This window comes from Flavobacterium sp. MFBS3-15 (assembly GCF_026107645.2).
Classification (GTDB): Bacteria; Bacteroidota; Bacteroidia; order Flavobacteriales; family Flavobacteriaceae; genus Flavobacterium.
Genome location: NZ_JAPCHV010000020.1, coordinates 72,707 through 88,997, shown reverse-complemented (window position 1 = coordinate 88,997; position 16,291 = coordinate 72,707). Strand labels below are relative to the sequence as shown.

The window sequence follows — 16,291 nt, the reverse complement described above, 5'->3', positions numbered from 1 at the left end:
CTTTTGATTTATTATACACACCGCAAGTTAACAAACTTGCAGAATATAGGGAGCCCTCGGGCTCCCTTATTTGTTTAAAAAATTAGAGCTGCCTCACTTTTGAGACAGCCCCTTTTTTTATTAAAAAATGGTGACTCCGGCATCTTTACATAATATTGCTGCGGTAATTATAAAGTGCCAGGAAAAATATGAGTGTATTTTTATACATTAACACATTTGCATAAAAATCGAATTGCACCAAATTCGAAGGTATTTCTTAATTAAAAATATGTGAATTTCTTTGCCTGTTTGGATTTTTTAGTTAAATTTATTTCAAATTGCCAAAAGATGATTTCACAAAAACCAAAAAAAGGATGCCTGCTGATAGCAGAGCCTTCAACAATCGGAGATCTATCTTTCAACAGGTCAGTGCTTTTGATAGCTGACCATAACCCGGAAGGCTCCGTGGGCTTCATCCTGAACAAACCTCTCGGATATACCATTCATGACCTTATTCCGGAAATTAAAGGAAGCTTTAAGATCTACAATGGCGGCCCTGTAGAGCAGGACAATCTCTACTTTATCCATAACGTGCCCGAACTTATCCCAGGAAGCATCGAAATTTCGAACGGAATTTACTGGGGAGGGGACTTTGAATTGACTAAGGAGCTGATTAACGAAGGGCTTATCAGGAAGAACAATATACGCTTCTTCCTGGGCTACACCGGATGGGATGCCCAGCAGTTGGAAGACGAGCTTGAAGATAACTCCTGGATCGTAACCGAAAACAGTTATCAAAACAAGATCATAGGCAAGTCGAGCACTTCCTTTTGGAAAGAAAAAATAATGGAGTTGGGAGGCGAATACTTAATATGGTCCAATGCGCCTGAAAATCCGGCACTGAATTAACTACCCAATCGTACTTTTGCGTTAAGTCTTTTCACTAATTCCGATGCCATGGCACTGCCATATTCCTTTTTGCGGTATTTGGTTACCGGCCTTATTCCCTGAATCACATTGGTTATAAAAATCTCGTCAGCCTTTTGCAGGTCAAATGGCGAAACGGACGTTTCTGTCACTTCAATTCCTTCCAGTTTTTTAGCCAGTTCCAAAACCTGCTTCCGCATGATGCCGTTTAAGCATCCATCGCTTACCGGAGGTGTGATTAATTTATTTCCCATAAGCATGAACACGTTGCCCTGGAGGGCTTCTACTACATTTTTCTCATCATTGAGCAACAGGCAGTTTTGCAGGTCGTTCTCATGAGCGTAGATGCTGCCGGTTATCTGCACCATCTTATTAGTAGTTTTCAGTGTTGATAGCAGCTGTTTCGATACAAAGTAATCACGGAACAGGTCTACTTCATAATTCTCTTCTTTAAAGGAATATAGCGCCTCGTTCAAAGGTGCAGCTGTAATTATAAAACCAACATTATTATCTGTTGGGAGGTAGAATCCGCCATTTTTCCTGAAAAAAGAAATGCGGACGCGGTATGCCGGTGCATTGTCGAGTGCAGCTACAAGGCTTAGCACCTGCTCTTCCATATACTCCATGGTAAAATGCATGGGTATTTCCATACGGACGATGCGTAGGGAAGCCATGAGCCTGAAATAATGGTCTTCTGAAAAAAGTACCTTGCCGCCGAGAACGCGCAGGGTTTCGAAAACAGAATCGCCAAACAGGAAGCCCCTGTTTTCGTGGACGGATATATTGGAATCGGAAACGAGGTCGCCGTTATAATTGATCATAAAAAAAGCCCTGAAAAATTCAGGGCAAATATACTTTATATAAAAACCATTTCCTAAACAGAGCCTAAAACATGCTTAAGGTCGGATACCTGGTTTTCCCAAAGCTGTTTGGACTCGGCCACATCGCCTTCTTCCGCAAAGTCTACCACCATAAGCGATACGTCTTTTGTAATTTCGTCTACAAGGATACGCATCTCAAAATAATAATCTCCATCGTTATTTTCATCGTCTACCCAGCGGAATTTTACTTTTTCGCCCGATTTTTTGGAAGAGAGCCTTGCTTTTTCCTCGGTGTCATTCCACACGAAAGTAAAAAACTCACCACGTGAATTTACATTGTCAGCAAACCATTCCTGGAGGCCTGAAGGCGTAGAGATATATTGATAGAGAAGCTGGGGTGAAGACATGATGGGAAACTCCAACTCATATTTTATTTTTTCGTCCATTTGTTAGTTAAATTTCGGGAAATATATAATATTTAACATTCATAAAAAAGCCTTTTGGGAAATAATTTTTTTTCTGAAAAATATATTTGGAACGATTAAATAAAGTTTTATATTTGCACCCGCATTGAAGGATGCACAACCGATAAAAATGGCGAGGTAGCTCAGTCGGTTAGAGCGCAGGATTCATAACCCTGAGGTCACGGGTTCAACTCCCGTCTTCGCTACGAAAAACAACCCTAACTGGAAACTAAACAGTTAGGGTTTTTTGTTGTATTTATATGATAATAATATTCATTATTTACATTGAAAATACTATTTTATTTTGTTTATTTGAATATACAATATTCTCATGCTTTTTTTTGAATTTTTAAAAGAATATCCTGAAATCGGTACTGCTTCTATAGCAATTGTTTCTGGATCGTTAGGATGGTTTATAAATAATTTATTTCAATTCTTCGTAGAGAAGTCTAAGTATAATAAAGAGCTTAAGACATTCTTTTGGAAGGAAAAATTAGCGGCTGCGAAAAAAGCCTCAGAATTTTATTTGGAAACAATAAATTATTTTAACCTTTTGAAACATCAATTTGAAATGTATGAAAAAGGTGAATTAAAACATGAGGAACTAAACATTAATCTTCAAAAAGAGATTGATTTTTATTCAAATAAATTAAAAACATTTCCCCATTTCGAACACCACCATATCAATATATTCTATGATTTTGACGAACAACGCTCGATGGAAATTAATGAGAGAACCTCAGATATAAATAGAGAATTGATTGATTTAATGCCAAATATAATTGATACTCAGGAAGAAGTTGATAGGAAGATTCGTCAAATTAAAGATAGAACTCGTCAATTGCAAAGTAACTACGATGAACTTGTCAAAATTTATAAAAAACATTTGAAAAATGTAAGAAAAGATATCGAAGACTATTTATAATTGCATGATACCCAAATCGTAAAAACATAATACATAAATTTTCCTCAATAAAACCTAACCCATGCCGGCTACTATATACTATAAAGGTTCATTTTACTTTGTAAGCCTTGCAGAATTGCAGGAAGTAATACACCTGATAGAAAAGGAAACCTCGCACGCCCTATTAAATGTTGATGAATCGGGTAAAAAGCTGAGCATTGAGCTGAGCGGGACTTTTGATAAAAGGGATGCCCTGCAGGCCATTTTCTCAAATGCCGCCACTTATGCGGCGAGTGGTATGGTACTGGCTTATGACAACGGTACATTCGCTGATGTTTTTTGTGCCAACAGGTGTAATGAATTTAATCCTGAGAGGTGCAGTATCATCATGTTTACACTTCGGGAATTTGAAGAAACTTTTGGAAAGCTTCACATGAAAATCCCGGAGCTGGTTTATGATAGCCCTTTCTATATTTATGAGCAATCACTGGAAGATATAGGGCCCGCATTTGAAGATGAGATCCCAATCAGTGAAGAGGATTGCGATACTGGTTTCACAATCCTGAAAAAAATCTGGAAGGATTACGTCGCACATTCCGGCTCTCCTGTTTTTTCTATCGTTTTCAAACTGTATGAAGGAAGCAAACCCGGAGTTCACGCGGTAAAAGGTACTTATGGCTTTGCGCCCGGCTATAGCTTTGAAAAGGCGGTTGAAGAAGCGATAAAATGCAACTTCATGGTGTTGCGGTGGAGTGATTTTTGGGATGATAAATATGTAATCAGGAATTAATAATACGCATTTGAAAGTTTCATCTTACATTTTTAAAAAACCTTTATATTTACACCAACTAATATACCTAACATATGCCGGCTACTGTACATTATAAAGGATCGCTTTACTTCGGGAGTAATGCCGAGTTGGAAGAAGTAACGCACCTGATCGGAAAGGAAGCCTCACAGCCCCTTTTTAAAGTTGATGAATTTGACAAAAAACTGACCATTGAGGTAAGTGAACATTTTGAAAAATGGGAAGCCCTGCAGGACGTATTCCTCAAAGCTGTTACTTATGCCACCAACGGCATGGTACTTGGCTACAACAACGATGCTTTTGCCGACGTGTTTTGTGCCAACAGAACCAATGAATTCAGTTCCGACAGGCCGGGTGCCATCGTGTTTACCCTGCAGGAGTTTGAAGCGACGTTCGGCAAGCTGGACCTTGACATATCTAAAGTAGTTTATGACAGCCCTTTTTACATTTACGACATATCTCTGAAAAAAGCGGCAATGAAATTCCCGGACGAAGACCCCATCAGCGATGAGGATTGCGACGTTGGATTTGCAGCATTGAAAACCATTTGGGTAGACCACGTGGCTAAATCGGATGCGTTTGCATTACCCATGCTATTCAAAGTATTGGATGATGGCGAGGACGGCTACTCGGTGCAGTCACACTACGGCTTTGCTCCGGGGTATACTTTTGACGAAGTAATCGGGGAGGCAAGGAAAAAGAATTTCCTGGTGTTCCGTTGGAGTGATTTTTGGGATAATAATTATGAAATAAACGATTAAGCATGATACCATCCGCAAGATTTGGGGACATAATATTGAATAATGGTTATGACAATTATGTAACCTGCAGCCTGTACAGCCTGTACGAAGGCGGCATAGAAAGCGTTGCCGACAACAAGGAGTTCTGCCTGTTTCTGTTGGTGGATACCTACCGCAAGCTATCGCTGCACGGCCATCAGGTGATGTCGTTTGACGGTGGGCTAACACGCGAACAGGCCGAATCGCTATTCAATAGCCTGGATGAAACCTCGCACCAGTTCTATAAGGAATGCCTGGCGTTGCTAAAAGGAACCTTGAGGGCTGAAGATGGTGACGATGTGACTATACTCAACAATGAAACGAAGTTTAAGTTCTTCGCTGATAAGGTGATTAAAGACTTCAGCGTATCTGGAATTGAACCGATGGAAGATACGTTCCAGGAATATGCCATACTGGAATTCAAGGTAGCCAACCTCAAGCTGATAGACCATGTTACGAACGGGTTGTTGGTGGAGTGCTAACTTATTACTACAGTAAAAACTTCTTGATTCACGTCGTTTTTGCCTTACAGTTTTATATACTCCGATCGATTAAGTAATTCGCCTTTTCCATATTTGACGCTCACAACAACCGCATTTCGTGAATCCTCAGTTTCGTACACCAAAGATTGTCGGCTCTGCCAGGAAGCGGTTTGCTTCAAATTTTCCTTTGGATAGTTTGTCCCTTTTTACCAGCCTGTCCAAAACCTGTCGTTCCTGCCGGTCGATGAACTGCCCGTATGAGTTCCCGAAGCGGTTGGTATCATAGTTGCCGGCTAACGCGTTGTAATAATCAAGGATGGGGTTCATTATGCCAATTTTAAGGCAATTTAAATAAAATACCTTTTGCCTGTTTAGCGTTTTACTATTTCTATTCAAAACACTATATTTATCTTTTAGCATACCTCTTTTGAAAACAATAGTTGAACGCTTTTTATTTCCAAAATCCACCATCAGCCACGAGCGGCTGCGCAAAGCTATTTTTGGGAAAACCATTGTCATCACGGGGGCGAGCTATGGCATAGGGGAGGAACTGGCACTTCTCTTTTCAGGATATGAAGTACACTTGGTATTGATTGCCAGGACAGAAGAAAAGCTGCTCACTCTTTCAGAAACCGTGCGGAGCAATGGCTCGAAATGCACACTTATTCCTGCCGACCTCTACAGGGAAAACGAAGTGGGAAGGGTAATTGAAGAACTGGGAATACTTGACTGCATTGACATTTTCATTTCCAATGCGGGTAAATCCATCAATCGCTCACTTCAAAATTCACTGGACAGATACCACGACTTTACCCGCACCAATTCGTTAAACTATCTTGCTCCGGTCAGGCTGCTTTTGGCCATGACCCCAAAGCTTAAAGCGAATAAAGGCCAGGTTATCAATGTGTCGGCAATTAACGTGCTGCTGCCACCAGCTTCTGGCTGGGCTGCCTACCAAGCATCGAAAACTGCTTTCGACCAATGGTTCCGCAGCAACAGCGCCGAATGGAAATCGATGCGAATACAGGTTAAAACCATTTACCTGCCATTAGTACGCACCCGCATGATAGCGCCAAACGAAAATTATAAAAACTATCCGGCCATGCAGCCGCAACAGGCAGCGGTACGTATCGCGCGACTGGTATGTTCAGGTAGCAATAGCAGCAAACCGTGGTGGGCGATATTCGTACAGGCTGGGGGTTTCTTTGGGAGGGGGTTATGGGAAAGATATTCATTGTACCGCATCCGGAGGCAGAATGATTAATAACCTAAAAATATTGGGGTTTAGGCGGATACTGCTTATGGCGGCCTCCGTGCGTAAGCATGGCTTTACATTGTTGGCGCTATTGGATGCCGTGAAGTATTCCAAAGCAATCATTAAAGATGATGATGTAGTGCTATCGTATGGTGACCTGTATGATCAATCGTTGCAACTTGCGCACTTTCTAAACCAAAAATACGGCATCAGTTCCGGGAGCAGGGTGGCCATTGTAGGAACGAATTCAGCGGCAATGGTAAGATCACTCTTTGCGGTGTCGGGACTGGGCGGGGATTTGTTCCTGCTTAACCCCAGCCAGAAAGCTGTCTATTTCAGTAAATTATTTGCTGCTAAAAAAATCGATCTGGTAATCGGCGACAGTGCTGTAGCAGGAGAGCTGTTGGGAATGGATGTCCCGTTTTTCGATCACAAACAGCAGATTGACACCTTTCCCGGTCCGTTAAAATCCATCACAAAGCGAAAAAAAGCAACGGTTACGATACTATCCGGCGGCTCGACCGGAATGCCTAAGTCAGAAAGGAGAAAAGTATCGGCCATCAGCTTCGTCAATCCACTTACCGAAATCATAGATAAACTCCGTTTGGAAAGTGTGGAGTCGGTATTCCTGTCCGTCCCTGTTTTTCACGGTTATGGACTGGCAGCACTTGTGTTGTCTGTGTTTCTTGGCAAATCAATACGGCTGTCCCAAAAATTTGATGCAGAAAAAGCACAGGATATCATTACTAATGAAAAACAGGATTGCTGGATCATTGTGCCACGCATGCTGCAAAAAGTTTTGTCTAATCGTAAACCAGGAATAAGTACACTCAAAACAGTAGTCTCGGGTGGCGATATGCTCCCCACCGGTACTATTGAAAAACTACGGAAAATTTCTACCGCTAAAATCTATAATCTGTATGGTACTTCTGAAACTGGCGTGTGCACCATTGCTACTGATGATGATCTTACCACCCATCCCGGTACTATTGGCAAAATGATAAAAGGAGTTTCCGCAAAAACAGATCATAATGGCCAGCTGCTTGTACAGTGTGAATGGTCATCGGATAGCAGGAATGGAGGTTATATTGCGACAGGTGACATTATTACCCGAAATGCAGAAGGATATTACTTCTATAACGGAAGGACCGATGACATGATGGTTATAGGCGGGGAAAATGTATATCCGGCAGAACTTGAGGACATCCTGTTCAGGCATCCCTTGATACAATGGGCAAAGGCAAGTGGTGTTGCGGTTGATGATGCAATCCGCATTCACATTGAACTGGTGCTGTCTAAAGGGAATGAGTTTAATGAGGATGAATTAAGGCAATGGCTTTCGGTACAGGTGCCGGGATACCTTATGCCTAAATCCATTTCTGTTCTTAAACAAGAACCGCCTTCAAAATTAATGCAATAAAAAACCGCCTGAAATTGCTTTCAGGCGGCCTTTTATATTGTCTCAGCAAATTAGTGCTTAACTGTGTCAGTCTCAACTTCAGTTGTAGTTTCAGTAACAACAGTTGTTGAATCTTCAGAAGCAGCAGGAGCTTCAGCAGGAGTTGCAACAGTTGTAGAATCTACAGTTGTAGTTTCAGTTTCAGTTTTTTTGTCGCCGCAGCTTGCAAGTGTTAGTGAAGCGAATACAGCGCTAAGTACGATAAGCTTTTTCATAATGTTTAAAATTATAGATTAGTAGATCAATTTTGATAGTACAAATGTATGGCGATTATGCAATGCTTTTTTGCAGAACGGGTGAAACGGGCTTTCCACTTGGTAAAAGTGATAGGAAAACCATGTAAAATTGATTTACTTTACACTTCAATATGAATACTATGCGTCGCCTTAATGCCCTCATACTGCTTTATCTTATGTTTTTGAGCCCTTTGGTTCTTATCGCACAGCCGCATGAACAGGACAAGGAGGATGCCCCTGCGGAGATAAAAAAAGCCGCTACCGATCTGGAAAAATCACTTATTGAAAATGATGACTACAAAATAGCCGGGAATTATGAGCAGCTCGCAAAAGAGCAGATGGATAAGGGCGATTTTGGCAAAGCAGAAGAAAACCTTTATAAAGCGATCGAAATCTATACTAACGCCAAAGCCCTCAAAAACCGGCCACGATTACTGCGAAATATCGCAAAAGCACAGGAGGCGCAACGAAAGCTGAAGGCTGCGGCCCGTAACTACAAGGCTGCATCTGATGAAGCTTCGGAAAAAGCGATAAAAATAATCAATGCAAACGACTATGCCCGACTGCAAAATGAGGATAATGCCGAAGCCGAAAGCAAATACCTTGAGGAAAATATTGCCCTTTTAAAAAAAATGGGTAAAAAGGGTGAAGTAGCCGATACCTATATACAGGAAGCACTGATCAAACTAAAGCAGGAGGACACGGTTGCAGCTCTTGAAAATTATAGCCTGGCTTTGCCGTATGCTGTTGATCCGCCGCTTAAAGCGATAAAGATATATACCGAAATAGCAAAGCTTCATGTGGCGCGGAAGGAGTATGCCGAAGGTGTAAGTGCTATGAACAACCTGCTGGACCTGGCCCGTAAACTTAAAGACCTGGACGCTGAGATCATTCAGCTTCGGTATCTTGCCACCATTTATTTCCTGATGGAGGATTGGGAAAATGTGGTAAAGTCGCTTGAGGAATCCTATAAACTGGCTGCTGCTGCGGGCAAAACCTTTGAAGCCAAAGAAAGCCTGTTGCAACTGGCCGAATATTATAAAAACATTGGAGACGACAAGGCCGGCCTGGCCGTGTATGAGGAATTTCTTAAAAACCTTGACCGTATAATCCTTTCCGACAACAGCCTTACTGATGCCAAGACCTTTCGGGTGACGGAAGAGCGTATTCGGCGCCTGGAAAGCGAAAAAACCCTCAAAGATGAGCTCATCGACAAAAAGAACACCTTCAATTATCTTCTGTTGGGGTTCCTTGCCGTGCTTATCCTGATGATGGTATCCATCGTGAAGGCGTTGTATGCCATCAAGAATAAGAATAAGGAAATAGCCCTGCAGTCGCTTCGAAGGGAAATGAACCCGCACTTCCTGTTCAACAGCCTTAACAGCGTGAACCAGTTCATAGCCCAGAACAATGAGCTCCAGGCGAACAAGTACCTGACATCCTACTCGGGCCTGATGCGCAACACGATGGAGAATTCCAACAAGGATTTTGTAACTTTGGGCAATGAGATCGAGAACCTGACGCAGTACCTTGAGCTGGAACACCTGCGGTTTAAGGATAAGTTCGATTTTGAAATATTAGTGGATGATGAACTGGATCGTGAAACACTTTGGGTACCCAACATGATGCTGCAGCCGCATTTGGAAAATGCCATCTGGCACGGGCTGCGTTACAAGGAAGGCAAAGGCATCCTGAAGCTGAGCTTTAAGCCTGACGGGAAAAACATGCTCGTAACCATAGATGATGACGGTATAGGCCCCACAAAAAGCCAGCAACTGAAAACACATAACCAAAAGGCGCATGAGTCGCGTGGGCTAACCAATACACGCGAGCGAATGACCCTTATAAATGAATTGTACAAAAAGAATATTGACTTTACGGTAACCGAGAAAACGGAGCCTGAAACAGGAACAATCGTGAGGGTTACGTTCCCGATAATACACAAACCATGATTTCTAAAATAAAAAGCGTAATTGTTGAAGATGAAGTTGGTGCAAGAGAAGCGCTTCGTACATATCTTACCAAATACTGCCCACAGGTAGAGATAGTGGGTGAAGCGCAAAATAGCCGCGAGGCAATCGCATTGCTCCATGAATTACAGCCACAGTTGGTTTTCCTGGATGTGGAGATGCCTTTCGGCAATGCGTTTGATGTGCTGGAAGCGTGCGGCGACCTGGTTTTCGAAACCATATTTGTAACTGCTTTCTCGGAATATTCGCTAAAGGCGCTTAACCGCAGTGCTGCCTACTACCTGCTCAAACCCATAAGCATAGAGGAACTTATTGTAGCCGTAAACAAAGTGCAGCAAGAGGTGATGAACAAGGAAATCTTTAACCGCAATAAGGTGATCGTGGAGAACTTCCGGGAGCCAAAACCCGAAAAGCAACAGGTCATATTGCCTACGATGGATGGTTTTGAGGTGGTAAAAATGGAGGAAATAGTACGCCTGAAGGGTAACGGAAACTTTACCGACCTGTACCTGACCAATGGCACCAAGAAAATGGCCTGCCGCTTCCTCAAGCATTTTGGAGACATGCTGCCCCTGCCGTTCCTGCGGGTACACAAGTCGCACATCGTGAACCTCGATTTTATTAAAAAGTATAACAAAGGCGGCTACATAACCCTGGAAGATGGGGCTGAGGTAGAAATTTCACCAACCTATAAAGAGGATTTTTTGAGGAATTTTAAATGATAAAATAGCAAAAGAGCCTTCCGGAATCCCGGAAGGCTCTTTTTTAACCCGAAATCGGATCATTAAAATTTATAGCCGATGCCCAGTTGGAATACTGAGTTTTTAGCGTCTACATCCTGGTAGATCTCAGTCAGGCCAACATTATACCTGCCTGTAGCAAACAGCCCCATCTCAGTTTGGAATGTAAGGCCGGCAGCAATGCCAAATTCGAAAGTTTCTGCTTCGTCAAGATCGAAGTCACCATCATCAGAGTTAGGGTTTAGGTCAACTTCTTCGTTTACAAGGAAGCTGAACTGTGGCCCTGCTTCAATGCTAAGCCCTTTTACCACATACACTTTTGCAAGCACAGGTACATTGATGTAATCCAGCTGGAACTCTGCTTTGTCGCCGTCAGGGCCGTCAAAATCAAATTGGAATCCCTGTCCTGAATAAAGCGCTTCTGCCTGGATGGAAAAAATGTCTGCAAGCGGGAATTCTGCAACTACACCAACATGAAAGCTGGTCCTGGAGTCGGGCGAATCTACATCGTTACCTGTTACAGTAGCAAAGTTAACCCCTCCTTTTACACCAAAGCTTGGTGACATCGAATCCATGTTGCTCGCATCTTCCTGCGCGCTTGATACTGCTACAGCACCGAACAATGCAGCTCCTGCTGTAAATACTTTAAATAGTTTCATCATTTATAAGAATTAGTTTTGTAGTTCAAAAGTATTATCATTAAAATTGTGGCACTCTCAAATAATTCTTAATTCACACAACTTTAACCGCTGATGAACTGGACAAAATCCATAAATGAATACAAATCCTATCTTCGGATTGAACGTGGGCTGTCTGCAAATACCATCGTCAGCTATGCCTTCGATATTCAGCGGTTAGCCGCATTTATTGAGGAAAATTCAATATCGGTTTCCCCCATTGATGTAGATGAAGAGCTGATCCAGCAATTTATTTATCATGTTTCAGGAAGCTTAAACCCGCGCTCCCGGTCACGGCTAATTTCAGGGCTTAAGGGTTTTTTTAACTATCTTGTTTTTGAAGATTACCGGAAAAATACCCCGATGGAACTTATTGAGGTACCCAAAATCGGAAGAAAGCTGCCCGATACGCTTTCTGTTAAGGAAATCGACAGCCTGATTGAAGCGATTGAGTTTACAGCAGACGGCAGGGGAGAGCGCGACAAAGCCATGCTGGAAACGTTGTACAGTTGCGGTTTAAGGGTGTCGGAACTGGTAGGCTTAAAGATATCGGATCTTTTTTTTGAGGAGGGTTTTATAAAAATTACCGGCAAGGGCAACAAGCAGCGTTTTGTCCCGATAGGGGAGTCGACGAAAAAGCATATTGTGCTTTACAAAAATTATTCCCGCATAAATGTTGCTCCCCAAAAAGGGCATGAGGATACCCTTTTCCTTAACAGGCGCGGTAAGGGGCTTACAAGAGCCATGGTATTTACGATTATTAAGAGGCTCGCAGAAAAGATAAGCCTCAACAAAACTATAAGCCCGCATACCTTCCGGCATTCTTTTGCGACGCACCTGTTAGAGAACGGAGCTGACCTCAGGTCGATACAGCTTATGCTTGGACATGAATCCATCACTACTACTGAAATTTATATGCATCTTGACAGGAAGTTTTTGAGTTCAGTTTTAACGTCTTATCATCCAAGGAAATAGGAGTGTATCTTTATTGAGATTTTTTCGAATATTCGGGATTAATAAAAAACTAAATGTATTTTTGTGATAAAGAATTGAGCATGAAATTTTTCGATATACCGGATGTTCGTGATGGTGAGAGTCTGGATGCATTTTATAAAAAGCTGTTGAACCTGGTTCCGGATCTCATTTTCAAGATGGTATGGATGGGTGGGGACAACTATAGTATCGTGTATGCTAGTGAAACCGTTAATGAAATATATGAAATGACGGTTGATGAATTCAAGCACAATACCAATTTCTTTTTTACTGACCGGATTGTAAAGGAAGATATTAAGAGTTTTATAAAATCGGCTAAAACAGCCCGACGTAAACTAACCCTTTGGGATCATGAATTCCGGGTTCAGCTTCCACAAAAAGGCCTGAGGTGGATACGGGTTTCTGCCAAGCCCGAAACTGATCCTGAAGGTACTGTAAGCTTTTACGGAAGAGTGACAGACATTACCACACAAAAAGACCAGGAAAGCAAAATCGCTCATTCCGAGCAGCGTTACGAATATGCCCTGAAGGCCGCTTCGGAAGGGCTCTGGGATTGGGATATGGTTACAAACATGGTTTATTACTCTCCGCAACTCATGAAGATTATGGGCGCTGAGGAGAAAGAAGCCTATCATCCCAATACTTTCTGGCTTTCCAGAATACACCCTGATGACCTGAAAAGCTACAAAAACATGAGGGATGCCTATCTTGACAACAAATCGGGGTCGTTTGAGCACATATACAGGATCATGACCGATCAGGGCAAGTACCGCTGGGTGCTGAGCAGAGGACGTGCTATTTTTGATAAGAAGTCCAGGCCTTTGAGGGCAATAGGAACGCTGAAAGATATTACCCAGCTTAAAGAGAAGGAGGTTGAGCTTGGGAATACCATTGACATAATCGGGGATCAAAATAACAGGCTAAGTAATTTTGCGCATATTGTATCGCATAACCTTCGCTCACATGCCGGAAACCTCAAAATGCTGCTGGATATTTTTAAAAATGCCGCGGATGAGGAAAAAGAAGTGCTGTTACAGCATCTTGAGGGAATATCTGATGGTTTGTCGATCACAATAGGCCATCTCAAGCAGTTGGTCGAAATACAGAATGAAATTAAAATCGTAAGGGAAGACCTTAATTTGAGACATTACCTTAAGCATATTTTAACCATACTGCATAATGAAATTACAAAGTATGGCATAAATATAGAAATTAACATACCTTTGGATGTAACTGTAAATTATAATCCTGCTTATCTTGAAAGTATATTGCTTAACTTTACAACAAATGCAATTAAGTACTCAAGCCCGGACCGGAGCCCTTTAATATCTTACGATTTTGAGATTGTTGACGGGATTAAAATACTTTCAGTTACTGATAATGGATTGGGAATTGACCTTAAAAAACATAAAAATTCATTGTTTGGAATGTATAAAACATTCCATAAACATCAAAACTCCCGCGGAATAGGATTGTTCATCACCAAGAATCAGGTGGAAGCAATGGGAGGCAAAATTGAGGTGTCCAGTGAAATGAATAAAGGGACAACATTTAAAATTTATTTTGATGAAGAAAGTTAACAGCCTTTATGTTATCGATGATGATAAAATCTACCATTTTCTATTGAAAAGCCTTTTAAAGCAAAATGGAATTGATATTGAGAGTACTTTCTTTGTCAATGGGCAGGAAGCGATAGATTATATAAGTCAGGGAGATAACATCAAAAATCTTCCCGACCTTATCCTCCTGGATGTAAATATGCCTATAATGGATGGCTGGCAGTTTTTGGAAGAATTTGCAAAGCTGGGTAATGGTATTTCACGGAAGCCGGTGATTTATATGATAAGCTCGTCTAATAATGAGGTAGACATCAATAAGGCTAAAGAATTCAATGCTACCGTTAAGGACTATTTCCTGAAGCCGATATGCAAAGAAGACATCGAGAAGATCTTCATTGGCTAAATAATTTTTTCATATAAAGGAAACGAAAAGAACCTCTTGTAAAAAGAGGTTCTTTTTTATATGTATGTTCAGATTATTGCAGGGACTTCTTGTCTTCCTGCCCTCTGTTGAAGTAGTATACAACAAATGAAATACCTATTAGCGCAAGCCATATCAATTTGGTATTGATTGGGGCTACTGGATCACTACTTCCGTCTTCAAGGCATCCCTCGATTGGGTTGCCATTTTCGTCTTCACATTCGGCTCCAGGTTCCTCGGCAAACATTACAAAGTCTCCAACAAATAAGAATGCAAAGATGTACAATTTCAGTAAACTGCTTTTCATAATTTTGGGGGTTTAAAACTATCGGGGCAAATCTATAAGTTATTTTTAAATAAAAAAAATAATCGTCTGTTATTTTTAAATTTTGATTGGCTATAATTTTTTCTAATTTACTGAGTTTTTGAGTGTTAAATATTGAAATGTTAACTTTTGCGTAATATTTGAATCAAAATTTGTGCATATACATTACTATCTTAGAAAATGGTTGTAATGATCTTAGTTTTTTAGAACAGGTAGGGTTTTTCATAAATAAACTGTTTAACTCAAAAGCTTTACTATGGTGTTTGCAAAATATTTTTCAGGAGTGCTTTATCTTCTGCCTGTTTTCCTGCTGTTTTCCTGTCAGGACGATTCGGTAACAGAAGATAATTCCGGTACGCTAAACAGCAGTTCCGCGCTTACTGAATTGTTGATTTCCATTGCTCAGGATCCTGTTACCGACGAATGTATTTCGTTGGCTTACCCTGTAACTGTGTACGGCTATAACAGCAGTTTTCAGGTGGAGCAGGCCTATGTGATTAACAGTGATGCCGAACTCAATGCTTTATTGCAGGCGTTAGATGCGAATGAATATTATTCGGTAAATTATCCGGTAACCATCATCGTTGACGGCCAAACTGTTGCACTCAACAATAACCAGCAATTGGAGCTCGCAATTAATGCTGCATTTGCTGCCTGTGATACCAATACTTGCGACAACCCCGGCGTCCTTACAGCTGATCTTATGCTGTACATGACTTTTGTCAACGGAATGGTTTTCGACCTGAAAGGCAATAGTGTTTCGGCTCCATACGAGCTGGAAGGTGTAACTGATAGGAACGGCAATGCCAACTGTGCTGTTTCGTTCAACGGGGAGCAGTACCTGCACGTAACATCGGCTACGGCGAATGCCCTTGTGGAAGGCGACCGGTTCAGTATAAGCCTTTGGTTTAAGATGCAGAATACAGATGCGGGCAACCTGGAGTACCTTTTCAGAAAAGGAAATACAGACGGGGAAGGCTTTTACCTTTCCGCCTATGATGTGAATACCCCTATGTTCGGGATGTCTGAATCTCAAGTGTGGGACAGCAGTTGGAACCAGGATCAGGACTTGTGGCAGGATACGCAAAACTGGCACCACGTGGTTATTACGCTGGATGTCGATAACACCCTGAGGCTGTACCGTGATGGGCTATTACGTGAAACCGTGATCAGTACAGGTTCCATAGGCACTATTGCGGAAGACTATTACATAGGACAGGGTTTCATCGGAATGATGGACGATTTGAGGGTGTATAAAAAGGTGCTTACCTCCCAGGAAGTGCAAATGCTCTTCGAGTTGGAGGGCGATTGCAGTACATGTTTAGAATAGTTGTGTTTTTTTTAAATATTCAAGTTTCCGAAACCGGCTCTTTCCCAAAGCCGGTTTCATTTTTTTATAAAAAGCTGGTTTATAGCACTCTTTTAATTATTTATAACACAACAATAATAAAATGTGTTAAAGTTAGGTTTTTTGGGTAGGGTTAATCCTTAT

General features: G+C 41.6%; 19 protein-coding genes and 1 tRNA gene. 14 read left to right on the top strand and 6 right to left on the bottom strand.

Going from position 1 to position 16,291, the window contains the following annotated elements; all coding sequences use genetic code 11:
* The first annotated feature begins 327 nt into the window (after positions 1 to 327).
* Positions 328 to 888 carry a YqgE/AlgH family protein gene (locus OGH69_RS16115; protein WP_265175520.1) on the top strand — a complete coding sequence of 187 codons (561 nt, stop codon included), beginning with the start codon at positions 328 to 330 and terminating at the stop codon, positions 886 to 888.
* Here the strand turns inward: OGH69_RS16115 and OGH69_RS16110 are convergent.
* Both OGH69_RS16110 and OGH69_RS16105 read right to left on the bottom strand, forming a co-directional pair.
* Positions 885 to 1,727, bottom strand: a complete 843-nt coding sequence (locus OGH69_RS16110; protein WP_265175519.1) for an aminotransferase class IV — start codon at positions 1,725 to 1,727, stop codon at positions 885 to 887. The two genes, OGH69_RS16115 and OGH69_RS16110, sit on opposite strands and share 4 nt — an antisense overlap.
* A 53-nt stretch (positions 1,728 to 1,780) precedes the next feature.
* Positions 1,781 to 2,173 (bottom strand): START-like domain-containing protein, encoded by a 393-nt coding sequence (locus tag OGH69_RS16105; RefSeq protein WP_265175518.1) that lies wholly within the window; start codon positions 2,171 to 2,173, stop codon positions 1,781 to 1,783.
* 150 nt (positions 2,174 to 2,323) lie between these two features.
* Between OGH69_RS16105 and OGH69_RS16100 the strand changes: the two genes are divergently transcribed.
* From OGH69_RS16100 to OGH69_RS16080, 5 genes are all read left to right on the top strand, one after another.
* Positions 2,324 to 2,397: transfer RNA gene (locus tag OGH69_RS16100), tRNA-Met, on the top strand.
* A gap of 125 nt (positions 2,398 to 2,522) precedes the next feature.
* Positions 2,523 to 3,116 (top strand): hypothetical protein, encoded by a 594-nt coding sequence (locus OGH69_RS16095; RefSeq protein WP_265175517.1) that lies wholly within the window; start codon positions 2,523 to 2,525, stop codon positions 3,114 to 3,116.
* A 61-nt stretch (positions 3,117 to 3,177) separates the two neighbouring features.
* Positions 3,178 to 3,885 carry a hypothetical protein gene (locus OGH69_RS16090; RefSeq protein WP_265175516.1) on the top strand — a complete coding sequence of 236 codons (708 nt, stop codon included), beginning with the start codon at positions 3,178 to 3,180 and terminating at the stop codon, positions 3,883 to 3,885.
* A 74-nt stretch (positions 3,886 to 3,959) separates the two neighbouring features.
* Positions 3,960 to 4,664: a hypothetical protein gene (locus OGH69_RS16085; RefSeq protein WP_265175515.1), complete on the top strand. Its 705-nt coding sequence runs from the start codon at positions 3,960 to 3,962 to the stop codon at positions 4,662 to 4,664.
* Between the two features lie 2 nt (positions 4,665 to 4,666).
* Entirely contained in the window at positions 4,667 to 5,164 is a 498-nt protein-coding gene (locus OGH69_RS16080) for a hypothetical protein (RefSeq protein ID WP_265175514.1), read from the top strand.
* 126 nt (positions 5,165 to 5,290) lie between these two features.
* Here OGH69_RS16080 and OGH69_RS16075 read toward each other — a convergent pair whose 3' ends face one another.
* Positions 5,291 to 5,491 (bottom strand): hypothetical protein, encoded by a 201-nt coding sequence (locus OGH69_RS16075; protein WP_265175513.1) that lies wholly within the window; start codon positions 5,489 to 5,491, stop codon positions 5,291 to 5,293.
* Positions 5,492 to 5,591: 100 nt separating this feature from the next.
* Between OGH69_RS16075 and OGH69_RS16070 the strand changes: the two genes are divergently transcribed.
* Both OGH69_RS16070 and OGH69_RS16065 read left to right on the top strand, forming a co-directional pair.
* The gene (locus OGH69_RS16070) at positions 5,592 to 6,428 is read left to right on the top strand and encodes an SDR family NAD(P)-dependent oxidoreductase (RefSeq protein WP_265175512.1); all 837 of its coding nucleotides are present in this window, start codon (positions 5,592 to 5,594) and stop codon (positions 6,426 to 6,428) included.
* Positions 6,421 to 7,839, top strand: a complete 1,419-nt coding sequence (locus tag OGH69_RS16065) for an AMP-binding protein (protein WP_265175511.1) — start codon at positions 6,421 to 6,423, stop codon at positions 7,837 to 7,839. The genes OGH69_RS16070 and OGH69_RS16065 overlap by 8 nt, the downstream gene beginning before the upstream one ends.
* Before the next feature lie 50 nt (positions 7,840 to 7,889).
* Here the strand turns inward: OGH69_RS16065 and OGH69_RS16060 are convergent, their stop codons facing one another.
* On the bottom strand, positions 7,890 to 8,093 hold the full coding sequence (locus OGH69_RS16060) for a hypothetical protein (protein WP_265175510.1): 204 nt from the start codon (positions 8,091 to 8,093) through the stop codon (positions 7,890 to 7,892).
* A gap of 152 nt (positions 8,094 to 8,245) precedes the next feature.
* On the opposite strand from OGH69_RS16060, the gene OGH69_RS16055 reads away from it, so the two are divergent.
* On the top strand, positions 8,246 to 10,066 hold the full coding sequence (locus OGH69_RS16055; protein WP_265175509.1) for a tetratricopeptide repeat-containing sensor histidine kinase: 1,821 nt from the start codon (positions 8,246 to 8,248) through the stop codon (positions 10,064 to 10,066).
* A complete protein-coding gene (locus OGH69_RS16050; RefSeq protein WP_265175508.1) occupies positions 10,063 to 10,806 on the top strand; it encodes a LytR/AlgR family response regulator transcription factor in 744 nt (247 codons plus the stop codon). The genes OGH69_RS16055 and OGH69_RS16050 overlap by 4 nt, the downstream gene beginning before the upstream one ends.
* Positions 10,807 to 10,868: 62 nt before the next feature.
* On the opposite strand, the gene OGH69_RS16045 is transcribed toward OGH69_RS16050, so the two are convergent.
* A complete protein-coding gene (locus OGH69_RS16045) occupies positions 10,869 to 11,486 on the bottom strand; it encodes a porin family protein (protein ID WP_265175507.1) in 618 nt (205 codons plus the stop codon).
* Positions 11,487 to 11,576: 90 nt separating this feature from the next.
* On the opposite strand from OGH69_RS16045, the gene xerA reads away from it, so the two are divergent.
* The 3 genes from xerA to OGH69_RS16030 all read left to right on the top strand — a co-directional run bounded on the left by xerA (position 11,577) and on the right by OGH69_RS16030 (position 14,456).
* Positions 11,577 to 12,476 (top strand): site-specific tyrosine recombinase/integron integrase, encoded by a 900-nt coding sequence (gene xerA / locus OGH69_RS16040; protein WP_265175506.1) that lies wholly within the window; start codon positions 11,577 to 11,579, stop codon positions 12,474 to 12,476.
* A gap of 80 nt (positions 12,477 to 12,556) precedes the next feature.
* Positions 12,557 to 14,074, top strand: coding sequence for a PAS domain-containing sensor histidine kinase (locus OGH69_RS16035; RefSeq protein ID WP_265175505.1), 1,518 nt, complete (start codon positions 12,557 to 12,559; stop codon positions 14,072 to 14,074).
* Positions 14,061 to 14,456 (top strand): response regulator, encoded by a 396-nt coding sequence (locus OGH69_RS16030; protein ID WP_265175504.1) that lies wholly within the window; start codon positions 14,061 to 14,063, stop codon positions 14,454 to 14,456. Before OGH69_RS16035 ends, OGH69_RS16030 begins: the two co-directional genes overlap by 14 nt.
* 73 nt (positions 14,457 to 14,529) lie before the next feature.
* On the opposite strand, the gene OGH69_RS16025 is transcribed toward OGH69_RS16030, so the two are convergent.
* On the bottom strand, positions 14,530 to 14,781 hold the full coding sequence (locus tag OGH69_RS16025; RefSeq protein ID WP_265175503.1) for a hypothetical protein: 252 nt from the start codon (positions 14,779 to 14,781) through the stop codon (positions 14,530 to 14,532).
* A gap of 274 nt (positions 14,782 to 15,055) precedes the next feature.
* Between OGH69_RS16025 and OGH69_RS16020 the strand changes: the two genes are divergently transcribed.
* A complete protein-coding gene (locus tag OGH69_RS16020) occupies positions 15,056 to 16,129 on the top strand; it encodes a LamG domain-containing protein (protein ID WP_265175502.1) in 1,074 nt (357 codons plus the stop codon).
* The last annotated feature ends 162 nt before the right edge of the window (positions 16,130 to 16,291 follow it).

Excerpts from the sequence above, each read along its gene's own strand:
- OGH69_RS16090 (WP_265175516.1), top strand. The coding sequence starts at position 3,178 with ATGCCGGCTACTATATACTATAAAGGTTCATTTTACTTTGTAAGCCTT.
- xerA (WP_265175506.1), top strand. The coding sequence starts at position 11,577 with ATGAACTGGACAAAATCCATAAATGAATACAAATCCTATCTTCGGATT.
- OGH69_RS16110 (WP_265175519.1), bottom strand. The coding sequence starts at position 1,727 with ATGATCAATTATAACGGCGACCTCGTTTCCGATTCCAATATATCCGTC.
- OGH69_RS16035 (WP_265175505.1), top strand. The coding sequence starts at position 12,557 with ATGAAATTTTTCGATATACCGGATGTTCGTGATGGTGAGAGTCTGGAT.
- OGH69_RS16105 (WP_265175518.1), bottom strand. The coding sequence starts at position 2,173 with ATGGACGAAAAAATAAAATATGAGTTGGAGTTTCCCATCATGTCTTCA.
- OGH69_RS16080 (WP_265175514.1), top strand. The coding sequence starts at position 4,667 with ATGATACCATCCGCAAGATTTGGGGACATAATATTGAATAATGGTTAT.
- OGH69_RS16060 (WP_265175510.1), bottom strand. The coding sequence starts at position 8,093 with ATGAAAAAGCTTATCGTACTTAGCGCTGTATTCGCTTCACTAACACTT.
- OGH69_RS16085 (WP_265175515.1), top strand. The coding sequence starts at position 3,960 with ATGCCGGCTACTGTACATTATAAAGGATCGCTTTACTTCGGGAGTAAT.
- OGH69_RS16020 (WP_265175502.1), top strand. The coding sequence starts at position 15,056 with ATGGTGTTTGCAAAATATTTTTCAGGAGTGCTTTATCTTCTGCCTGTT.
- OGH69_RS16050 (WP_265175508.1), top strand. The coding sequence starts at position 10,063 with ATGATTTCTAAAATAAAAAGCGTAATTGTTGAAGATGAAGTTGGTGCA.
- OGH69_RS16055 (WP_265175509.1), top strand. The coding sequence starts at position 8,246 with ATGAATACTATGCGTCGCCTTAATGCCCTCATACTGCTTTATCTTATG.
- OGH69_RS16075 (WP_265175513.1), bottom strand. The coding sequence starts at position 5,491 with ATGAACCCCATCCTTGATTATTACAACGCGTTAGCCGGCAACTATGAT.
- OGH69_RS16045 (WP_265175507.1), bottom strand. The coding sequence starts at position 11,486 with ATGATGAAACTATTTAAAGTATTTACAGCAGGAGCTGCATTGTTCGGT.
- OGH69_RS16025 (WP_265175503.1), bottom strand. The coding sequence starts at position 14,781 with ATGAAAAGCAGTTTACTGAAATTGTACATCTTTGCATTCTTATTTGTT.
- OGH69_RS16030 (WP_265175504.1), top strand. The coding sequence starts at position 14,061 with ATGAAGAAAGTTAACAGCCTTTATGTTATCGATGATGATAAAATCTAC.
- OGH69_RS16115 (WP_265175520.1), top strand. The coding sequence starts at position 328 with ATGATTTCACAAAAACCAAAAAAAGGATGCCTGCTGATAGCAGAGCCT.
- OGH69_RS16095 (WP_265175517.1), top strand. The coding sequence starts at position 2,523 with ATGCTTTTTTTTGAATTTTTAAAAGAATATCCTGAAATCGGTACTGCT.
- OGH69_RS16065 (WP_265175511.1), top strand. The coding sequence starts at position 6,421 with ATGATTAATAACCTAAAAATATTGGGGTTTAGGCGGATACTGCTTATG.